Origin of the sequence: Propionicimonas paludicola (genome assembly GCF_002563675.1) — a bacterium.
GTDB lineage: Bacteria > Actinomycetota > Actinomycetes > Propionibacteriales > Propionibacteriaceae > Propionicimonas > Propionicimonas paludicola.
The window spans coordinates 1,773,928-1,793,447 of the sequence record NZ_PDJC01000001.1 but is presented as its reverse complement, the minus strand read 5'-3'; the positions used below and the strand labels follow the sequence as shown (position 1 = coordinate 1,793,447).

17 protein-coding genes are annotated in these 19,520 nt (G+C 68.8%); 9 read left to right on the top strand and 8 right to left on the bottom strand.

The genetic code is table 11. The annotated features are described in order from the left end of the window. Nucleotides 1-29: 29 nt before the first annotated feature. The 3 genes from ATK74_RS08290 to ATK74_RS08280 all read right to left on the bottom strand — a co-directional run bounded on the left by ATK74_RS08290 (nucleotide 30) and on the right by ATK74_RS08280 (nucleotide 2,028). Nucleotides 30-320 carry a hypothetical protein gene (locus tag ATK74_RS08290; RefSeq protein WP_098460582.1) on the bottom strand — a complete coding sequence of 97 codons (291 nt, stop codon included), beginning with the start codon at nucleotides 318-320 and terminating at the stop codon, nucleotides 30-32. Nucleotides 321-653: 333 nt separating this feature from the next. Then, nucleotides 654-1,025: a hypothetical protein gene (locus ATK74_RS08285; RefSeq protein ID WP_098460581.1), complete on the bottom strand. Its 372-nt coding sequence runs from the start codon at nucleotides 1,023-1,025 to the stop codon at nucleotides 654-656. A 127-nt stretch (nucleotides 1,026-1,152) separates the two neighbouring features. Next, a complete protein-coding gene (locus tag ATK74_RS08280; RefSeq protein WP_098460580.1) occupies nucleotides 1,153-2,028 on the bottom strand; it encodes an SDR family oxidoreductase in 876 nt (291 codons plus the stop codon). Nucleotides 2,029-2,143: 115 nt separating this feature from the next. Between ATK74_RS08280 and ATK74_RS08275 the strand changes: the two genes are divergently transcribed. Together ATK74_RS08275 and ATK74_RS08270 are read left to right on the top strand one after the other, a co-directional pair. After that, the gene (locus tag ATK74_RS08275) at nucleotides 2,144-2,371 is read left to right on the top strand and encodes a CsbD family protein (RefSeq protein WP_098460579.1); all 228 of its coding nucleotides are present in this window, start codon (nucleotides 2,144-2,146) and stop codon (nucleotides 2,369-2,371) included. 326 nt (nucleotides 2,372-2,697) lie between these two features. After that, nucleotides 2,698-3,813 (top strand): ANTAR domain-containing protein, encoded by a 1,116-nt coding sequence (locus tag ATK74_RS08270; RefSeq protein ID WP_098460578.1) that lies wholly within the window; start codon nucleotides 2,698-2,700, stop codon nucleotides 3,811-3,813. A 22-nt stretch (nucleotides 3,814-3,835) separates the two neighbouring features. Here ATK74_RS08270 and ATK74_RS15360 read toward each other — a convergent pair whose 3' ends face one another. After that, complete coding sequence (locus ATK74_RS15360; protein WP_169923780.1) at nucleotides 3,836-3,994, bottom strand: YHS domain-containing protein; 159 nt, start codon at nucleotides 3,992-3,994, stop codon at nucleotides 3,836-3,838. Nucleotides 3,995-4,403: 409 nt separating this feature from the next. Here ATK74_RS15360 and ATK74_RS08260 point away from each other — a divergent pair, with 409 nt between their 5' ends. Continuing rightward, entirely contained in the window at nucleotides 4,404-5,105 is a 702-nt protein-coding gene (locus ATK74_RS08260) for a sigma-70 family RNA polymerase sigma factor (RefSeq protein ID WP_169923779.1), read from the top strand. A 56-nt stretch (nucleotides 5,106-5,161) separates the two neighbouring features. Here the strand turns inward: ATK74_RS08260 and ATK74_RS08255 are convergent, their stop codons facing one another. Next, nucleotides 5,162-6,145: a hypothetical protein gene (locus ATK74_RS08255; protein WP_098460575.1), complete on the bottom strand. Its 984-nt coding sequence runs from the start codon at nucleotides 6,143-6,145 to the stop codon at nucleotides 5,162-5,164. A gap of 279 nt (nucleotides 6,146-6,424) precedes the next feature. On the opposite strand from ATK74_RS08255, the gene ATK74_RS08250 reads away from it, so the two are divergent. The 5 genes from ATK74_RS08250 to ATK74_RS08230 all read left to right on the top strand — a co-directional run bounded on the left by ATK74_RS08250 (nucleotide 6,425) and on the right by ATK74_RS08230 (nucleotide 12,845). Further along, nucleotides 6,425-7,207 (top strand): DeoR/GlpR family DNA-binding transcription regulator, encoded by a 783-nt coding sequence (locus tag ATK74_RS08250; RefSeq protein WP_098460574.1) that lies wholly within the window; start codon nucleotides 6,425-6,427, stop codon nucleotides 7,205-7,207. Nucleotides 7,208-7,299: 92 nt separating this feature from the next. Further along, nucleotides 7,300-8,784: an amino acid permease gene (locus ATK74_RS08245; RefSeq protein ID WP_098460573.1), complete on the top strand. Its 1,485-nt coding sequence runs from the start codon at nucleotides 7,300-7,302 to the stop codon at nucleotides 8,782-8,784. Beyond that, nucleotides 8,781-10,205: an FGGY family carbohydrate kinase gene (locus ATK74_RS08240; protein WP_098460572.1), complete on the top strand. Its 1,425-nt coding sequence runs from the start codon at nucleotides 8,781-8,783 to the stop codon at nucleotides 10,203-10,205. Before ATK74_RS08245 ends, ATK74_RS08240 begins: the two co-directional genes overlap by 4 nt. Beyond that, the gene (locus ATK74_RS08235) at nucleotides 10,202-11,614 is read left to right on the top strand and encodes an NAD(P)/FAD-dependent oxidoreductase (RefSeq protein WP_211283317.1); all 1,413 of its coding nucleotides are present in this window, start codon (nucleotides 10,202-10,204) and stop codon (nucleotides 11,612-11,614) included. The genes ATK74_RS08240 and ATK74_RS08235 overlap by 4 nt, the downstream gene beginning before the upstream one ends. Next, a complete protein-coding gene (locus ATK74_RS08230) occupies nucleotides 11,607-12,845 on the top strand; it encodes an NAD(P)/FAD-dependent oxidoreductase (RefSeq protein WP_211283316.1) in 1,239 nt (412 codons plus the stop codon). Before ATK74_RS08235 ends, ATK74_RS08230 begins: the two co-directional genes overlap by 8 nt. Before the next feature lie 16 nt (nucleotides 12,846-12,861). Here ATK74_RS08230 and ATK74_RS08225 read toward each other — a convergent pair whose 3' ends face one another. Continuing rightward, nucleotides 12,862-13,779, bottom strand: coding sequence for a 2-hydroxyacid dehydrogenase (locus ATK74_RS08225; RefSeq protein ID WP_098460571.1), 918 nt, complete (start codon nucleotides 13,777-13,779; stop codon nucleotides 12,862-12,864). A gap of 262 nt (nucleotides 13,780-14,041) precedes the next feature. Between ATK74_RS08225 and ATK74_RS08220 the strand changes: the two genes are divergently transcribed. Beyond that, entirely contained in the window at nucleotides 14,042-15,445 is a 1,404-nt protein-coding gene (locus ATK74_RS08220; protein WP_098460570.1) for an ElyC/SanA/YdcF family protein, read from the top strand. Nucleotides 15,446-15,452: 7 nt separating this feature from the next. Here the strand turns inward: ATK74_RS08220 and ATK74_RS08215 are convergent, their stop codons facing one another. Continuing rightward, a complete protein-coding gene (locus tag ATK74_RS08215) occupies nucleotides 15,453-16,175 on the bottom strand; it encodes a G5 domain-containing protein (protein ID WP_098460569.1) in 723 nt (240 codons plus the stop codon). Then, nucleotides 16,162-19,416: a hypothetical protein gene (locus ATK74_RS08210; RefSeq protein WP_098460568.1), complete on the bottom strand. Its 3,255-nt coding sequence runs from the start codon at nucleotides 19,414-19,416 to the stop codon at nucleotides 16,162-16,164. The genes ATK74_RS08215 and ATK74_RS08210 overlap by 14 nt, the downstream gene beginning before the upstream one ends. Nucleotides 19,417-19,520 lie beyond the last annotated feature (104 nt).

Here is a 19,520-nt window from a genome sequence, read left to right as displayed (position 1 = left end):
GGATACCCCGGCCGGTGGGCCGGAAGCCGTCACTCGTGATCGTTCTTCGGCCCGGGAAGTCCGGACGGGTAGAAGTCGGTCTCCCGAACGACTTCGCCCTCGGGAGTGCGGGCCGCGCCGGTGCCGGCCTCGCCGGGTTGGTCGGAGGAGGAGTCCTCGGCTGCCGACATGCGCTCAGCGACCGGCTCCGGATCGGCGGGGTTGGCCTGGGAGGAAGGTCCCTCCTGCCATTCGCCGATGTCGGTGCGCATGGCCGACTCGTCGTCCTCGTCGCGCGCCTGGGCGTCGGCGTCGGACGGATGGTGGTTGTTCTGACTCATGGCTTCTCCCTGCATCGAGGTGGCCTGTCGGCTACCTCCGTCCAGTACCCACTGGGCAGGCGGCTACGCGTGCGGTTTGGCCGTTCCGGTGGTCGGGTACTGCTCGAACAGACACCCGCGCTGACCAATGCACTCCTCGTGCCCCCACCCCCAGGGAAGCGCCCGGTGCCGGGGCCGACAAGGAAGTACGGCCCGGCATCGGGTCTGTATCCGGCGCCGTGCGATCGACGCCCTCCCGCTGGACGTACGAAGACCCCGCTACGGCCGCGCCGTACCGGGGTCTTCATCGCCGGGCCCCAACGTCCTTGAGGACGACGGGATGTCGGCCGGGTGCTACCGCTGGGAACGAAGCCCGAAGCTGGGTGGCCCGGGAAGCGGGACGGTGGGTTCGGTCGTGCCGCCGAGCCGCGGGCCGGCTGACGGGCCTGGCTTCTCCAACTCGTCCGGGTTGGGTCCCAGGTTGCCCGAGCCTGACGACTCAGGGTCGGTCACCCCACTGTTCCCCGGGCCGGGGTTGCCTGCACCGGACGGGAACTGCGCGGCGCCGGTGGGTTCCTTGGTGTCCAGATCCGGCCCAGGGTTGCCCGATCCCTCGGGAAACTGCGCGTTTTCCGGTGTCGCGATGGTTCCGGGACCGGGATTGCCGGACGCAGAGAGATCCCTGGCGTCGGCGCGGGTGCTCGGTTCGATGTTGTCGTTGTCCATGGGTTCCTCCGTACTGCCAGCCGTGGCAACCGGTTCCCGGCTGGCACGCTCTGCAGCTACCGAACAAGTAGCCCGAAATGGCCCACATCAAACCGAAATCGCGCAAGAGGTTCTGGCGCCTTGTGGCTCAGAAGGTCGGCAGGCCGCCGGTGACGCCGATGATGCTGCCCGAGACGTAGGACGCCTCCAGCGGTGAGGCCAGGTACACGTAGGCCGGTGCCACTTCGGCAGGCTGTCCGGCCCGGCCCAGCGGTGAGTTGGAGCCGAACCTGCTCACCTCTTCGGCGCTGCGGGTGGCTGGCTGCAGCGGCGTCCAGATCGGTCCGGGGGCGACCGCGTTCACCCGGATCCCGCGCGGGCCGAGTTGCTGGGCCAGGTTCGCCGTGATCGAGTTGATCGCGGCCTTGGTGCCGGCGTAGTCGACCATGTTGCCGGACGGGTCGTAGGCCTGGATCGAGCTGGTGTTGATGATCGACGCCCCGGGCCCCAAGTGCGGGAGAGCGGCCTGGGTCAGCCACAAGGTGGCGGTCAGGTTCGTCTGGATCACCCGGTCGACCAGCTCGGGCTCGAGTCCGTCGATCGTTCCGCGATCGTTGCGGGTGTAGTGGAAGCCGGCGTTGTTGACCAGGACGTCCAGGCCGCCGAGGCGCTCGACCGCAGCGCTGATCGCGTTGCGGCAGGCCTGGGCGGAGGTGAGATCGGCAACCACAGAGAAGCCGCGGCGTCCGGCCCGCTCGATCCAGCTGAGGGTGGCCTCGGCGTCCGGCTGCTCCTCGGGGAGGTGGACGATCACCACGTCGGCACCTTCACGGGCGTAGGCGATGGCTACCGCTCGTCCGATCCCGGAGTCGCCGCCGGTGATCATGGCCAGCAAGCCGTTCAGCCGGCCGTGGCCGACGTAGCTCTGCTCGCCGTGATCGGGCTCCGGGGTCATCTCGCCGGTGAGCCCGGGCGGGTGTTGTTCCTGGGCCGGGAAGCCTTGCCAGGTGTCATCTGTGGTCATGACCTCCCCATACCCACTGGGGGCGCGGGCAAGCAGACCGCCGCGGGGGCCCGTCCGTTTGAGGTCGGTGGCGGCGGGTATTGAACGGCGAACGGCAACGAGAAGGAGTCACATCATGGGTATCGAAGACAAGGCCCGTCACGCGGTCGAAGACACCAAGGGCAAGGTGAAGGAAGGCTGGGGCAAGCTCACCGACAACGAGCGGCTCGAGACCGAGGGCAAGATCGATCAGGCCAAGGCGTCCGCCGGCAAGGCTGGCGAGGCGATCAGGGACGGCGTCCGCGACGCAGCCGATGAGGTCACCGAGACCGCCCGCAACCTCACCGACGGACGCAAGGACTGACGTTCGCCGATCCTCGCTCGCGGGCCCTTCCGTGAGTGACGGCGTCTGAGTCGACGGAGTCGGACGGCGGGGGTTCCCGTCAAACGGAGCCCTCGCCCCGACCCAAACGCCGGTAGGGCGCCCCGCAGTGACCCGTGCACCGCCATGCGCGGGTCATTGTGCTGTCCGGGGACGGACGGGTCCGCGACCAACTACCTGGTTCTGGGCGACCTGCGGTGCACAAACTGCGCCTGGGCTGGTTTGGGCGGTCAGCATAGAGTTCTGTGCATCCGCTGAGGAAGCACGTTCCTCCAGGTACACCCATCCACCTGAGAAGGAGCTGGCCGATGGAGCTGCCCCACCGTGAACAAGACCAGGCAAGTGCTGGTCTGCGGGTGGCCGGCCGGTTCGACAGTGCCGACGACGCCTGGCCAGGTCTGGACTGGAATGGTGCTCCGGTCGAGGTCACCGAGGTCTTCGGTCTGCTCCGCACTGTCGCCGACTCCGTCTCTGACGGCGTGCTGATCCTCGACCCGGACGACCGGGTGATCGGTTTCAATCAGGCCTTCGCCGAGTTGACCGGCTACTCCGAGGACGAGGGCCCGTTCGAACCGCCCTTCCCGTGGTGGCCCACCGAGTCGGAGGACGCGGCCGCACATCAGCTACTCGCCACCGCCCTGCGCGAGACCGGGTCGGGAGCCAACCTGGATCGCGATCTGGTGATCTTCCGCCGCGATCGCCGTCCCTTGGTGGTGCAGTCTCGGGGCACGGGTCTGCTGGCCCAGGACGGGACGGTGGTGGCCCGGCTGCGGGTCGTCCGCGACCTGACCAAGGACCGAGCGGCAAAGGCCCACCGGCGCGATGCTGCGCAGGCGGCGGTCGACTTCGTCACTGCCGACGACCTGGAGACCCTGCTGGAGACGGCCGAGCGAAGCCTGGCCCGGCTCTTCGACGGAGATGCCACGATCTGGGTCCGCTCAGGACGCGAACAGGTGGTGTTCACCTCGGGGATCTTCGGTCGCACGCGCGAACTGGCCGCCGGAGTGACGGCGGCGCTGAACGGCACCACCAGCCCGGACACCATCAGCCGGCGTCCGGGCATTCTGCTCCTGCCGGCGCTGTCGGGGGAGTGGCAGGCGAAGGCTTGGGTCCAGTTCCCCCGTCCGCGTCGGATCGGACCGGACGAGTTGATCGTCGCCGACTTGCTCGCCCAAGCCCTGACCAACGCCGTCCAGCGGCTCGCCGACGCCGAGCGGGCGGCGGGCCGGGAGGCGCAACTCAAGGAGGCGGTGGCCAGCCATCGCGCGGTCGGCCAGGCCGTCGGCATTCTCGTCGAGCGACACAAGCTCCTGCCGGAGGAGGCCTTGGCTCGGCTGCGAAAGGCGAGTCAGGACAAGAACCTTCGGATGCGCGACCTCGCCGAACGGATCCTTCAGACCGGCGAAGAGCCCGACGAGGTCTGACCGCGGGTCACGCCGGCGATCCTCACGACCCGGTGTTCCCGGCGTAGCTGCCCGGATCTGCCACGAACCGGTCGTGGCACACCTCGGAGTTGAAGTAGTAGGTCTGGGCGTCGTAGGTCGCACTGGCCGCAGCAGTCTGAGGGTCGATCGTCCGTCCGCAGACCGGGCATTCCATCGGCATCTGCATCCTCCCGCTTGTCGGTGCTGTCCAGTTTGAGTACCCGTGCTGAGCCCGGGCGAAACAGGACAGAACGGCCCGCAGGGGCGCCGGGAACCTCCTTTGGCGGCCATTTGATGGCCAGTCCGGGCTCCTCATCTCCGTCCGCTCAGCCTGCTCTTGTGACCCGCCGTCACTGCTCTGACTTGGGCGAATGTCGTCGGCGATGGTGCCGACTCGGCGACCGCCAGACTGCGCGGGATTGAGTAGTGGGGTTGTCCGATGGCCATTGCTGTGTCAGGCTCGAAGTAGTCGGGGGCGGTCAAGAATCGTGCTGACCCCAGGCGTGATCCCTTCGGGAGTCGTCATGCCAACAGCTCTATCCATTAATCGAGAAGCTCAAACTCACCATCTGTTTTCCAGACTTTCCAGGGTGAGTGATCCGAAGCGAAGAGCAGCGATCACCGCTGAAGTGGTCGAGTTGAATCTGGGCGTCTGTGATGCCGTAGCCAATCGCTTCGTCAATCGCGGCGTCGAAAGGGACGACCTGATCCAGGTCGCCCGACTAGCCCTGGTCAGGGCGGTGTCGAGGTTCCGTCTGGATGCCGAGCGGCCCTTCCTGTCCTTCGCCGTACCGACGATCACCGGAGAGCTCAAGCGCTACTTCCGTGATCACGGCTGGATGGTCCGGCCGCCGCGATCGATCCAGGAGGGACGGGCTCGCCTGGCCGAGGCCGGACGCCAACTCGAGCAGGAGCTGGGACGTCCACCCACGATCTCCGAACTGGCCGGGGCCACCCGCCAGAACCGTCAGGACGTCGCCGAGACCCTCTCGGCAGGCGGCGGCTACCGTCCGCTGTCGCTGGAGGCGCCGCTCGACGGTCGCGGGACGGTGGCCACCATCGCCGACCTGCTCCCGGTCGACGACCAGGAGCTGGAGTCACTGCCCGAGCGGCTGGCGCTGCGTGATGCGCTGGCCACCCTGCGTCCGATCGATCGGATGGTCGTGCAGTGGCGGTTCGCCGACGAGTGCAGCCAAAGTGAGATCGCCAAGCGGTTGGGCGTCTCTCAGATGCAGGTGTCCCGGATGCTGCGCCGGCTCCTCACCCAGTTGCGGGAGTCCGTGGGGAGTTAGGTGGTTCTGCTGCCGGCGGACGGGTGTCCGCGGGTCCGCCGGCAGCAGGCCTATGGTCAGCCGCGCCAGGTCCAGCGCAGCCGGGCGTAGCCGAGCGCGAGCTCGACATCTCCGGGCTGGAGTTGGGTGGGCTGCCGAAGCAGGAACCCGGCCAACTGGCGCCGGGAGATCAGCGGTAGTTCGGTGGGCAGCGCGGCCGCCTCGGCTGGACTGAAGCCGACCGGGACCAGCAGATGGCGTACCCACACCGGGGACTCCATGGCTCGGCCCAGCACATGGCTCGCCCGCTTGGTGAACCCCGCGCCCCGGAAGGCCGGGCTGGTCGGGGTGATCACATCGATGGTGAAGACGCCGCCCGGGCCGGCGACCAGGAAGTCGACGGCGGCATTGTCGATGCCCAGGTCGTCGCTGCTCAGATAGTCCCAGTCCGGTTCGCGGCTGATGAACGCGTTGAGTTGCCGAGTGAGGACCTGGCGCTCGGTGGTTCCACGCCAGAGCCGGTACCGATCCGTCAGAGCGTCCAACCGGCCCATGTCCAATCGCGGCAGTGCAGAGTCGGTGGACTGGGAAGCTGGGGAAGTGCTCGTCCGTGTGCGGGGAGCGCGCGTCGAGCGCGGTTTCGCCGACGTGGTGGGCCGAGCCACCGGCGTCCACTCCGGGACTTCCTCGACCACCGTTCGCCGGGGAGTTGGCTCATCGCCGTTGGGCCGCCGACCGGACTCGACCGACTCCAGCAAGGCCCGACGCGGCGTGTACGCCATCGGAATGCCCGGCTGCACAGCGGCGATCGCTGTTTCGAAGGCGGCCTGGAGCTCGGGTACCTCGATCACCCGCTCACCGGTGTGGACGTCCACCCAGCCGATCGGGTTGCCCTGCTGCGTCTTCACATAGAGCCGAGCTTGTCCATACATCAGCCAGCGAGTGACGGTCAGGGGTTCGGACAGCAGGTGCGCGGCATAGCCATGCTGAAGCCTGGCGATGACGGCACTCTGGGCCGGGGTTTGGGCGCGATCAAGTCGCGGTTGAGTGTTGGCGGACACACCTCAAGGTTGCCAGCCGGGTGGCGGGTCAACTAGACCCCCTCCGGGCGACACGCCGACGAATTCTGGGCAGGGTGAATCCGGTGGAGTGGGTCTGCCGTCTCGACTCGATGTCCGGGCGACGTCGGCACGGTGGTGACGCCGGTTGTCAGGCGGGTAATCCTGGCGTTCGCCGCATCATCACGAAGCTGTAACAAATGGCTCTATCCGGCGCGACCGGCAACCCCTAAGATCAAGTCATGTTCGGTCAGAAGCCAACAGTTGCAGGCAAAAACAGTCATGCTCGCGACTGAGCGGCATGCCCGAATCCTCCGTCTGGTCGCCAGTCGGAAGGTGGCCAGCACCGAGGAGCTGGCGACACATTTACAGGTGTCGGCCGAGACGATCCGGCGCGACATTCGGGTGTTGGACGAGCTCGGCCAGCTGCGCCGGGTTCGTGGCGGTGCAGCCTCGGTGTCGGCGCCGATCGGCGAGCCTCGAGTGGAGGAGCGGCAACTCCTTCGACGCGAGGAGAAGGCCACCATCGGACGGCTGGCCGCCGGCCTGCTCGAGGACGGCCAGACCGTGATCCTCGATCTGGGCACCACCGCCATGGAGGTGGCCCGGGCCATGGCTCCCCGGTTCCGTGGCGTGGTGGCCACCAACTCGCTGCTGGTGGCCGGCGAGCTGGCCGCCTATCGCGACATCGAGGTCCTGGTCTGTGGTGGACGAGTGCGGGCCGGCGACTTGGCATTGTCGAACGCCACCTCGGTGGACTTCTTCCACGGCCTCAACGCCGACATCGCCCTGGTCAGCTCCGGCGGCGTGGACGCCGAGCACGGGCTGACCGACTTCTACCTCGACGAGATCGCCACTCGCCGAGCCATGCTGCGCAACGCCAAGCGTGCCTTCGTGCTGGCCGACTCGGCCAAGTTCGGCGTCGTGGCGCCCCATTTCGTTGCCGAGCTCGGAACCGAGCTGGGCCTGATCACCGACCGCACCCCGAGCGCTGAACTGGAACGCGCGATCGTCGAGAAGGGGGGTGTCGTCGTCAGCCCCTCGCCGGTGAGCGCCGGCGTGTGAATCGTCCAGAAATAGCTGTCGGGTGACGCCAACGACGTCACCCGACCCGGAAGCCCTCCCAGTTACTCGGCAAAGTTCCAAAGGAGTTCTCCATGTCCGATCCTGTCACACAACCGAAACCTGCCGTCGCAGACGAGGCTGACGCCCACGTCGCCAACGCCGGGTACAAGCAGCAGTTCAAGCGCACCTTGGGGCGTTTCGAGTCGTTTGCTGTTGCCTTCTCGTTCATCTCGATCACCACCGGTCTCTTCTCGACCTTCGGTGTGGTGCTCAACTCGTCCGGCCCGGCCGGCATCTGGACCTGGCCGATCGCCACGGTCGGGACGATCCTGGTCGCGCTGGTCTACGGCATGCTGGCCAGCCGGATCCCGCTGTCCGGCTTCTCCTACCAGTGGGCCAGCCGGCTGGCCAACCCGGTGGTCGGCTGGTGGTTCGGCTGGGTCTCGTTCGCCTTCCTGACCTCGGTGACCATCTCGGTCGACTACGCCTTCTCGCAGGTGGCCCTGTTCCCGTTGCTCGGCTGGGAGTACGACCCGCTGAAGGGCGCGATCGCCACGGCCATCGTGATGGTGCTGCAGGCACTGCTGATCATCTGGTCGACCCCGATCCTGACCAAGATCAACAACGCGGCCGTCGGGGCCGAGCTGATCGCCATGATCGGCCTGACCGTCATGATCGCGATCGCCGTGATCGCGGCCGGCAACGGTGACATCGGCAACTGGACCGCTACCGGGGTGGCGCCCACCGAGGGCTACTTCGGCTGGCTCGGCCCGTTCATGATGGCCTTCCTGCTCGGTGCCTACACCCTGGTCGGCTGGGAGTCGGCGGCCAACCTGAGCGAGGAGACCAAGAACCCGAAGAAGGTCATCCCGGCCGCCATGGTTCGCTCGGTCCTGGTCTCCGGCGTGGTCGGCACCCTGTTCCTGATGGCGATCTCGGCCGGCATCGGCGGCGATCTGGAGAAGATCTCGGCCAGCACGTCCCCGGTGGCCGACATCATCGGACGCACCGTCGGGCACACCCTCGAGGTGGTCATGCTGGTGGTGGTCTGTGTGGCCATCTTCGCTTGTGGCCTGGTGATCATGACCTCCAACAGCCGGTTGATCTACGCCATGGCCCGGGACGGCCGGATTCCGTTCGCGGAGACCTTCACCAAGGTGCCCCGGTCCACCGGCGGCCCGATCTGGGCGACCGTGCTGGCTGCGGCGGCTTCGATCCTGGTCACCCTGGGCTTCTACGCCAACGCGGACGCCCTGGCCGGCTTCCTCGGCGCGGGCACCCTGATGCCGGCGCTGCTGTACGCGGCCACGGTGATCCTCTACATCGCCACCCGGCGCAAGTTCACCCACAGCCCCGACGACTTCCAGCTGGGCAAGTGGGAGTGGCCGGTGGTGATCGGCGCCTGCATCTGGCTGACCGTCGAGCTGGCGATTCTGATCATCCCCGAAGCCTTCCGGGTTGCTCAGTACTACGCCATCGGCACGATCCTGCTCGGGGGCGTGGTCTTCGCCATCTTGTGGTTCACCCGCCGGGACAGCCTGACCAGTGAAGTCGGGACGGATGTGAGCCAACTGTGACCGTTCTGGCCATCGACCAGGGCACGTCCGGCACCAAGGCGATCGTCGTCGACCCCAGCGATGGGGTCGTCGGCATCGCCGAGGTGCCGGTGCACCCGGTCTATCTGGGCGACGGTGGCGTCGAGCAGGACCCGCAGGAACTGCTGGAGTCGGTGCTGGCTGCCGGCCACCAGGCGCTCTCTGCGGCCGGACGCTCAGTCGATGTGATCAGCCTGGCCAACCAGGGCGAGACCGTCCTGGCCTGGGATCCGGCCACCGGGCGTCCGCTCAGCCAGGCCGTGGTCTGGCAGGACGGACGGGCGGCCGGCATCTGCGCCGAGTTGGAGTCCCAGCGGGAGCTGATCGAGGGCCGCACCGGGCTGGCGCTGGAGGCCTACTTCTCGGCGCCGAAGCTGGCCTGGCTGCGCCGCAACGTGACCAATGAAGGGGTGGTCACCACCACCGACGCCTGGTTGCTCCGCCAACTCACCGGCGAGTTCGTCACCGACGTGACCACCGCCTCCCGGTCACTGGTCCTGGATCTGGATCGGCGAACCTGGGATCCGGAGTTGCTCGAACTGTTCGCCCTGGGCAATGAGCCGCTGCCCCGCATCGTCGCCTGCGACGAGGTGATCGGCGAGAGCTCCGCCTTCGGAGCGCCGATCCCGGTCGGCGGTCAGGTGGTCGACCAGCAGGCCGCCCTGTTCGCCCAGGGTTGTCTGGAAGCCGGGCAGGCCAAGTGCACCTTCGGCACCGGCGCGTTCCTCCTGGTGAACACCGGCGAGACCGGTCCGCGCTCGGGCAACGGGCTGACCACCTCGGTGGCCTGGACGTTGCGCGACCAGACTGCCTACTGCCTGGACGGCCAGGTGTTCACGGTGGCCTCGGCGGTCCGCTGGCTCACCGACGTCGGACTGATCTCCGCCCCGACCGACCTCGACCCGCTCTCGGCCGACGGCGCCGGGGACGTGCTCTGCATCCCGGCACTGGCCGGGCTGGCCGCCCCTTGGTGGCGCGGAGATGCCCGGGCCACCTTCACCGGAGTCGGGCTGGCCACCACCAGAGGCAACCTGGTGGCGTCGGTGTTGCAGGGCATCGCTGCCCAGATCGCCGAGTTGGTGGCGGTCGTCGAACAGGACACCGGGGAGCCGTTGCAGCTGCTCCGGGTGGACGGCGGCTTGACCCGCAGCAAGGCCCTGATGCAGGCCACCGCCGACCTGTGCCAGGTGCCGATCGAGGTCTACTCGTCCCCGCACGCCACCGCGCTCGGGGCTGCCGCCATGGGTCGGCTGGCCATCGATCGCTCATTGAGTGTCGGCGATGCCGTGGGCACCGCCGGAATCAGCGGCCGCTATCAGCCGCAGTGGGGAGCCGACCGTGCGGCCGACTTCCTGAACCGCTGGCACGACGTGGCCGGCCGGAATCTGGAGGAAAAGCAGTGAACAGCGTGACCTCGGCTCCCACCCCGGAGCCGTTCGATGTGGTCGTCATCGGTGCCGGTGTGGTCGGATCGGCTGTCGCCCGACAGCTGTCCGGCTACCGGCTTCGGGTCGGCTTGGTGGATGCCCGTCCCGATGTCGGGGACGTCACCTCGAAGGCGAACACCGCAATCCTGCACACCGGCTTCGACGCCAAACCAGGCAGCCTGGAATCCCGCCTGGTTCACGACGGCTACCGGTTGCTGGGCGACTACGCCGCACAGGTCGGCATCCCGGTGGAGCGCACCGGCGCGCTACTGGTGGCCTGGAACAGCGAGCAGTTCGAGGCGCTGCCCGGGTTGGCGGCCAAGGCGCAGGCCAACGGCTATGCCGAGACCTTCCAGATCGATGCCGACGAGGTCTACCAGCGGGAGCCGCGGCTCGGGCCGGGAGCTCTGGGCGGCCTGGTGGTGCCGGGGGAGTCGATCATCTGCCCGTGGACCACGACCCTTGCCTACGCCACCGAGGCGAAGGCCCGCGGGGCCGTTCTGCTGCTCGGACGCCGGGTCACCGGCATCGAGGTCGGCGCAGAGCTGACCACGTTGGCCACCGAGGCCGGGCCGATCAGCACCCGGTGGGTGGTGAACGCCGCCGGCCTGGGCAGTGATCACCTCGATCAGGCCTTCGGCTACCAGCGCTTCACGGTGACCCCGCGCCGGGGTGAGCTGTTCGTCTTCGACAAGCTCACCCGTCCGATGGTCAGCGAGATCCTGCTCCCGGTGCCCTCTGCCAAGGGCAAAGGCGTGCTGATCTCACCGACCATCTACGGAAACGTGATGCTCGGCCCGACGGCGGAGGACCTGACTGATCGCACCGACACGTCCACCTCGGCCGGCGGCTTCGCCGAGCTGCTGGCCAAGGGTGCGACGATCATGCCCGAGCTGTTGGCCCAGGAAGTGACCGCCAGCTATGCCGGTCTGCGGGCTGCCACCGAGCACTCCGACTACGTGGTTGACGTCGACCCGGCCCAGCGCTACCTGTGCCTGGGCGGGATTCGGTCCACCGGGCTCACCTCGTCTATGGCGCTGGCCGTCCATGCGGCCGAGCTGCTGGCCGGCGCCGGACTGGAGTTGGCCGAGATCCCCGAGGCCGAGATGCTGGCACCGCCGAGGATGGCCTGGATCGGCCAGGTCGGCACCCGGCCGTTCGCCGATGCCGACAAGATCGCAGCCGACCCGGCCTACGGCGAGATCGTCTGTTTCTGCGAGCGGGTCACCCGCGGAGAGATCCGGGACGCCTTGGCCTCCCCGATCCCGCCGATCGACCGTGGCGGCCTGGGCCGCCGCACCCGGGCCACCAACGGACGGTGCCAGGGCTTCTTCTGCGGCGCTCGCGTCGACGAACTTCTGAACGGAGGCAAGGCAGATGCGTGAGCTGCGTAAGACCCAGGTGGCGATCATCGGTGGCGGTCCGGCCGGACTGACCACGGCGACCTCCCTGGCCGGAGTTGCCGACGTCCTGCTGCTCGAACGGGAGGCAGAGCTCGGCGGCATCCCGCGCCACAGCAACCACTGGGGCTACGGCTGGCGCGACCTGCGGACGGTGCTGACCGGCCCGGCCTACGCCCGTCGGCTGGCCGGGAAGGCGGCCGAGTCCGGTGCCCACCTGCTCACTTCGGCCATGGTCACCGGTTGGGACGAGCGGCGCCTCGAGGTGACCACGCCGACCGGCCTGCTCACCGTCGAGGCCGACGCCATCGTGCTGGCCACCGGGGCCCGGGAGCGGCCCCGGGCAGCGCGCCGGATCCCCGGTGACCGCCCGGCCGGGGTCTACACCACCGGTGAACTGCAGAACCAGGTGCACCTGTTCGGTCATCGGATCGGCCAGCGGGCCGTGGTGGTCGGCTCCGAGCTGGTCTCCTGGTCGGCGGTGCTGACTCTGCGTCACGCCGGGGTGAAGACCGTCCTGATGACGTCGGCCCGTCCGGCCGCCGAGACCTACGCCGCGGTCGCACTGGCCGGACGGGTGGCCTTCGGGGTGCCGGTGGCCACCCACACAACGGTGACCCGGGTGATCGGCAAGGGACGCGTGGAGGGCGTCGAGGTACTCGACCACTCCACCGGCCAGACCCGGGTGGTGGCCTGCGACACGGTGATCTTCACCGCCGACTGGATCCCCGATCACGAGCTGGCCGCTCAGCTCGGGCTGCCGCTGCAGCCCGGTTCGCTGGCACCGCTGGTGGACGCCGCTCTGCGCACCGAACTGCCCGGAGTGTTCGCGGCCGGCAACCTGCTGCATCCGGTCGACACCGCCGACAACGCGGCCCTCGATGGGCGTCAGGTGGCGGCCTCGGTGCGTGGCTGGCTGGCCGATCAGGCCGCTCCGGCGGCCGGGGTCCGGGTGGAGCCGACCGGCCCCCTGCTCTGGGTGGCTCCGGGCCTGGTGCGTCCGGGCACTCCGCAGCCGGTGCGTGGCCGGCTGGTGGGCTGGGTGTCGGAGTATCGCCGGTTCCCGACCGTGGTGGCCCGCCAGGACGGCAAGCAGATCGGTAGTGTTCGGACGCCGTGGCCGGCCGCCCCGGGACGGATCTTCCGGATCCCGAACGCCGTGCTGGCCGAGGTCAATCCGGCCGGGTCGCCGGTCCAACTGAGCCTGGCGGGGTGATCACCTGGCCGGTGAGTCAGCTATGGGTGACCACGTTGTCCAGCGGCTCACCGGCCAGCAGGTGCTCCAGCTGGCGGCGCAGCAGCGCAGCCACCCGCGGGTAGGTGGCATCGGAGTTGCCGCCCTGATGAGCGGTGATGATGGTGTTCGGGGCATGCCACAGCGGGTGCTCGGCCGGCAGCGGCTCGGGATCGGTGACGTCCAAGGCGGCGCGCAGGCGTCCGCTGGTCAGCTCGGCCAGCAGCGCCTCGGTGTCGACCACCCGTCCGCGGGCCACGTTCACCACCAGGGCGCCGTCCGGCAGCGCGGCCAGCCGCTCGGCGTCGAGCAGATGATGCGTGCTCGCGGAGTAGGGGACCGTCAGCACCACGATGTCGGTGCGGGCCAGCAGCTGCGGCAACTCGTCGATCCCGTGCACGCCCGGACGCGCCGTGCGCGCGACCAGGCTGAGCTCGACCTCGAACGGACGCAACCGATCGACCACGGCCTGGGCCACCGAACCGGCCCCCACCACCAACACCCGGCGATCGGCCAGCGAGGGCAGCTCCGGGCTGAACCAGCGTCCCTCGCGCTGCGCGACCAGCGCGTCCGGCAGACCGCGCTGGGCGGCCAAGATCAGCGCCAGCGCCAACTCGGCGGTGCCGGTGGAGTGGACGCCGCGGCCATTGCAGAGGGTCACCCCGGGCGGAATCAGCGGCAGGGCGTGCTCGAAGCCCGCCGAGGGGAGCTGGACGTAGCGCAGGTTCGGCACCTCGGTCAGCCGACGCCAGCGATCCGGCTGCACCCAGTAGTGGCCGATCTGGACCAGGCTGACCCGCTCGGCGACCTCGGTCGGAAGGGGCGAGAGCAGGTCCCACAGGACCAGCTCGACCCGGTCGGAAAGGTCGTCCAGCCGGTGCAGCAGATCGGTGTCCGGGACAGTCACGGTAAGCACCTTGCTGAGTCTGCCAGGTCGTCCGGGCGATCGGTGCAGAGGCCCTAGCGGCGGACTGATTCGGGCCGTCGGAACGGCTCTCCGCAGGCCCCGTCCAACCCTCAACCCCTAGTCAGCAAAACCTCAAGTAACTCTGTGCACTCACGTCACAGCTGTAAAACTCACACATGCCGGCCCCCAGCAGGAGACCGGTGGTGCCCCCAGATAGGGCGCGCCAGCAGCTGTGCGAGCCCCGCTCGACAGCCAGGAGAAGGGTGAGACGATGCGGCAGTCCGTTATCGCGCGACGCCTGATCGCTGTGCTGCTCAGTGCGGCGCTCGGTGGCACGATCGCGCTGTCCGCCCCGGTTGCTTCGGCATCGGCGGCGAGCGACACCGATCTGGCCACGCTGCAGGCGAAGGTCGTCTATCTGCAGGGCAAGGGCGACCTCAGTGGACGTGACGCGGCCATCGCCGCCATCAGCAAGCAGTCGGCCTGGCAGGGCAAGCTCTGGAAGGGCTTTGTCGGCGACTGGACCCGGGTCCTGGCCGGAATGAAGATGAACACCAGCGTCCCGTCCGGGCTGCCGAGCAAGAACCATGCCTTCGTGGTGTTGGGTTCTGCGCTGACCTCGTCCGGCAAGGTATCGGCCAAGCTCGAACGCCGGCTCAAGTTGGCACTCAAAGCCGCCCAGACCTACCCGCACTCGACCCTCCTGGTCAGTGGCGGGGCGCCGCGCAACGGCAAGACCGAGGCCGCGGTGATGAAGGCCTGGCTGCTTGACCACGGCGTGGACAAGGACCGGATCATCACCGAGACCAAGTCGTCCAGCACGGTCGGTAATGCCCGCTACTCGATGGAGATCCTCGCTGACCGGGGTGGCTTCACCAGCTACACGGTGGTCACCGACTCCTCGCACATCCGCCGGTCCTCGGTGCTGTTCCTGGCCGCGAAGCTGCGGGTCGAGGAGAACCGGGGCAAGGCGTGGTCGATGAAGCCGGTCGCCAACCTGGTCTTCCCGGATCTGGCCACCGCCGGGCAGAAGCCACTGTCGGCGTCCTCGGCTGCCTACGCGGCCTCGAACGTGGCCGGTGTGTTCGGCCTGACCGCGAAGTACAAGGCGCTGGCCGCCGGGCCGTCCCCCTCGGTCACGCTGTCCTCGATCCGGGTGACGGAACCGACCGACCTCAGCTACGGCCTCGGCGAGAAGCTGAACCTGGCCGGGTTCGTGGTGACCGCCGGCTACAGCGATGGCTCGACCCGGGTGGTCACCGACGACGTCACGTTGTCGGGGTTCTCCTCGGCCAAGATCGCGACCGGCACGGTCACGGTGACCTACTCCGAGGGCAGTCGCACCAAGGAGGTCAGCTTCGACTATCAGGTGGGCAAGGCAGCCAGCAGCGCGAAGATCACTCTCGGCGCAGCCAAGGCCAAGCTGCTGAAGACCAAGCTGTCGGTTCAGGTGAAGATCGCCGCCGGCCCGGTGAAGCCGACCGGCAAGATCAGCCTCTACTTGGACGGCAAGCTGGCCCGCACGGTCACGCTGAAGAAGGAGGCCGCCGGCGTCGCGAAGTTCACCTTCGTGTTCAGCAAGACCGGCAGCCGACAGTTCACCGTGAAGTACTCCGGCGACGCCCAGACCACGGCCGTCAGCGGCAAGGCCGTGAAGGTCACGGTCACCAAGTAGCGACGGCCTAGCCGAGCTTGGCCTCGCACGGCGGGGTGCCCCACCACCAGGCCCAAGACCACGGGCGGGGGTGAAGCTCGAAGTTGTTGGTGCCCGACTTCTTGAACGTCTGGTTCGCCTTTCCCCAGGTCAGGGTGAGTCGGTAGCCGACCTTGTCCGGGTCGTTGACGGTGACCCTCGCGAACGGGTTCCTCCAGTCGCCGCACTGCTTGTTGCTGAGCCACGGCTGGGTGAGCTTGGTGCCGATGGCGACCAGCTTGGTCACCGGCTTCCTAATCACCTTGGTCGCGGTGACCTTCCCGTCGGTGTAGGTCACCTCCTTGAGCCCGTTGACGCCGGCCCGCACGACCTTGGTCTTGCCCTTGTGCAGCCCCGCGTCCTTGTGGGTCACGGTGGTGAACGGGACGGTGAACCGTTTGGTGGTGATCTGGGGCAGGTTGGTCATCGTCACGGTCGGCGTCGGCGTGATCGTCGGGAGGGTGGCAGTCGGTGTCTCCACCGGATCAGAGGTGCCCTGCACCGTCGACGGCGGACGGTTGGTGGGCGTCGGACTGGCGCCGGGAGCCGGTGAGACCAGCGGCGCCGATGGCCCGGCGTTTCCCGGCGGCGTGGAGTGTGAACTGAGGATCGTCGGCGAGGTCAAGGAAGCGCCTCCGACGACCAGCACGGCCGCCAAGGTCACCAACGCGCGCCGATACTGGGCTCCGGTGGATCGCTCAGTGCCAGCCATTCTGACTCACCTCCTGTGCCTCGTCCTGCTCGAACCAACTTCCTACCGGGCCGACCACTGCGACCCAGTGCCGTACTCCGCCGGCCACGATGGGCCAGGCCGCGCTGGGCAGCCAGCGCTCGGAGCGCCCCGGTGAGCGCCAGCGGACGGCATCCGCTGCGGCCAGGGCGTCCAGTTCTGTCGGTGCGGCCGGGCCCCATTCGCTGATGGCCTTCAGCGCCGCATTCTTCACGGCTGCCATCCTCGTCAATGATGCATTGGCAGCGGCCCGCGGGCTTGCTGTCAGCCGGGTCCACTCGTCCGGGCTGAGCCATTGCGCGGCGGACGGCTCCAGGCCCGGCTCCGCAGTTTCCGCACGCACAGCCACCCCGATCGGGCCGGCCGCGATGGCGGCCACCACAACCGCGTCCGCGCGGCCCAGGCTGACCGACGCGTCGACGGTCGGCCAGAACGGACTCAGTCCGCCACCAGAGGAGCGGATGAAGCCCCACTCGTCCGGTCGATGCTCCGGATGCGCGGTGCTGAGCAGCTGGCGCAGCAGGATCCGAGCCAGCAGCGACCGAATCTCGGCGCTGGGGCTGATCGGAGCGTCCCGCAGACTGAGGTCGTCCTCCAGGCATTCCTCGGGGATACCGAAGCCGGTCAGCGCCTGAGGCAGGTTCAGGTCCATCAGCGGAGTCGGGGACAGGTCGAACACCGCCACTGTCGCCGACAGCCGAGGAACCATGATCCGCTCGGCGGAGAAGCTGGTGCCGAGCAGCGTGAACTCCTCGGCGGGCGTAGGTGGGCTGGACGGGACCGGCTCGAGGGTCGGCAGCGGCGCCTCGGCCACCAGCGCGGCCGGAGCGACGGCTGGTGGGGTGGCCTTGGGTCGTTTGGTCTTCTTGGTGCGCGCGGCCGGTGCCTTGGCCACCGCGACTGGCTTCTCGGTGGGGATCGGCTTCTCGGCGGACGTCGGCTTCGGCGTCCTCTGCTTGCGAGGGCGGGCCGGCCTGCTGTGGTCCTCGCCGCGAGAGCGGGCCGGTCGGGCCGAGGGTTGCGCAGCGGGCGGCTGGTTCGACGGTTGATCGACGCTGGTCGCGGGCACGATCTGGGTGGCCGGGTTGCCCAGCCAGGAGCTGCCCGGCGCTCCGAGCTGAGCGAACAGGACGGCGTCCGCGGCGACCTGAGAGTCCGCGCCCAACTGGGTGCCGGCCAGCAGCAGGCTTCGGTTGCCCAGCACCGTCCGCTCGCCCAGAGTGATCTCAGCCAACGTGTAGGCGGCGTTCTTGGTCTCGTGGCTCTGCAAGGCCGCACCCTGGCCCAACATCGTCTGGTCGCCGATCTGCGCCAGGCGCGGCTCGCTGAGTACCGCTCCGTCGTCGAAGACGCAGCGGCCGACCTGAGCGCCGCGCAGTCGCCACCACAGCGGACGCAATGCCGTCCCGGAGAGCAGTGCGGGTGGCTCCAGGCCAAGCCGGCGCGCCCGATGATGCCGGCTGAACCGGAGATCGCGGATGGCGAAGGTGACCGGCCGGGCCGGAATGGCCGAGCGAGCGATGGCCTCGGCGATCAGCCAACAGCTCCAGCGGATCAGGGCGACACCTACGATCAGCAGGGAGCTGATCAGCCAACCCGGCAATGCGGTGGCGGTCAGGGCCTGGACTCCGGTGAGCGCCAGGGTTATCCAGATCCAGCTGACCAGCAACTGCAGGCCGGTGGTGGTCAGGTCGGAGCGGGCCCGGTCGGCCAACTGCCGATAGAGCTCGGGCAGCGAGCGTCCCCATTCGGTGCGCTCCGACGCTGGCCGATCGGTCTCCACCGCCGGGCTGCCGATCAGGCTGGTCCGGATCCGGATCGGGCCGCTCACCGGGACCGCGGTGCGAGCGGCCACCTCGCAGGAATCGCCCAACCGGGCTGCGCTGGGCCAGGTGACCTGGTCGCCGATCGAGCAGTCCGTCCCGATCCGCGCCGGGTGCACTCGGAAGGCGTCCGCCGCACATTCGATGTTGGCGATCCACACCCGGTCTCCGGCCACGCTGCCGGCGCCCCAGGTGATCGCCGAGGGGTTGTCTTGGCCGATCAGTTCACCGAACGCCTCGAAGCCGCCCGGACGCTGGCGCAGCCGCCAGCCGAGCAGACGAAGCCGTCGGGCGGCCAGGACTGAGCTACTGAACAGGGCGTTCGGCCAGGACAGGTTCGACCAGGCCCGGACCAGCCGCACCAGGGACCAGCGTCCGCCGGGAAGCGGGAACACCCGGCTGTCCTCGCTGAGCGCGGCGACGGCTCGCGGCAGTGCGGTCATGACGAAGGCGGCCAGCAGCGCCAGCACCAGCGCCGCGCCGGACAGGGCCAGCGACCAGGCCAGGGTCAACGGCAGCCCGAAGGCGGAACCGTCCGCGGCTGCCGAGAGCAGTTCGACCAGCAGGAACCGGCCCAGCCAGCTCACCGCGGTGGCCACAGCGGCCAGCCCGGCGATCCAGGCGACCAGCTGCAACCAGGCATAGCCGACCTGTCGGACCCGCTGACTCACCCGCGGCTGGGTGATCAGTTGCGGCAGGTTTGGTAGCTCGGTATCCACCGGACGGGCCGGCGAACCGTGCCAGCTCTGCCCGGACGGAACCTGCTGGCCCGGCTGCAGGCTCGCCGAGTCGGCCAGCCGGGCATGGTCGCCCAGCGCACTGCCCGGCTCGAGGACACAGTCGTCGCCGACCACGGCTCCGGCACCCATCCGGGTGCGATCGAGCAGCAGGGCGCCCGGCGCCGGCCGGTAGCCGGCCACCAGCGTGCGCTCACCCACGAAGCAGTTGGGTCCGATGTCGAGCAGATCGGGAACCGGGGGAGTCGAGCAGAGCAGCACCGTGCCGCGTCCGATCCGGGCGCCGGTGCTGTTCAGATGCCAGCGCTGCCATTCCGAGCCGACCAGTCGAGCCGCCGGCGCGCTCCGCACCAACGTCGTGGCGACCCAGAACCGGAAATGTCGGAAGCTCCACATTCTGATCCGGCCGGGTCTCACCCGTCCGACCAGAAGCCATTTGCCGATCACGGAGATCAGCTGCCAACCGGCCAGAACCAGTGCCGTCCACTGCAGCGCAGTCAGATAGCCGAAGGCCAGGTTTTCGGCGGCGGTGATCCAGGAGAAGCCCCAGGCCAGAACGGTGCCGACAGCCGCGGTGGCCAGGAGCAGGACGCTCAACTGGGCGATGCCGGTCAGGGTGAAGGCGAGCCGAGGTAGGGCAGGCGCAACCGGATCTCCGGACACCCCCCCTACTTCCGGACGGACTGCTCCGCCCGGTTGTTGCACAGTCATCTGGCCCCCCGGTCCAAGATGCCCTGGCTGGTCCCATTGTTGAAAGGCCTGAAGAA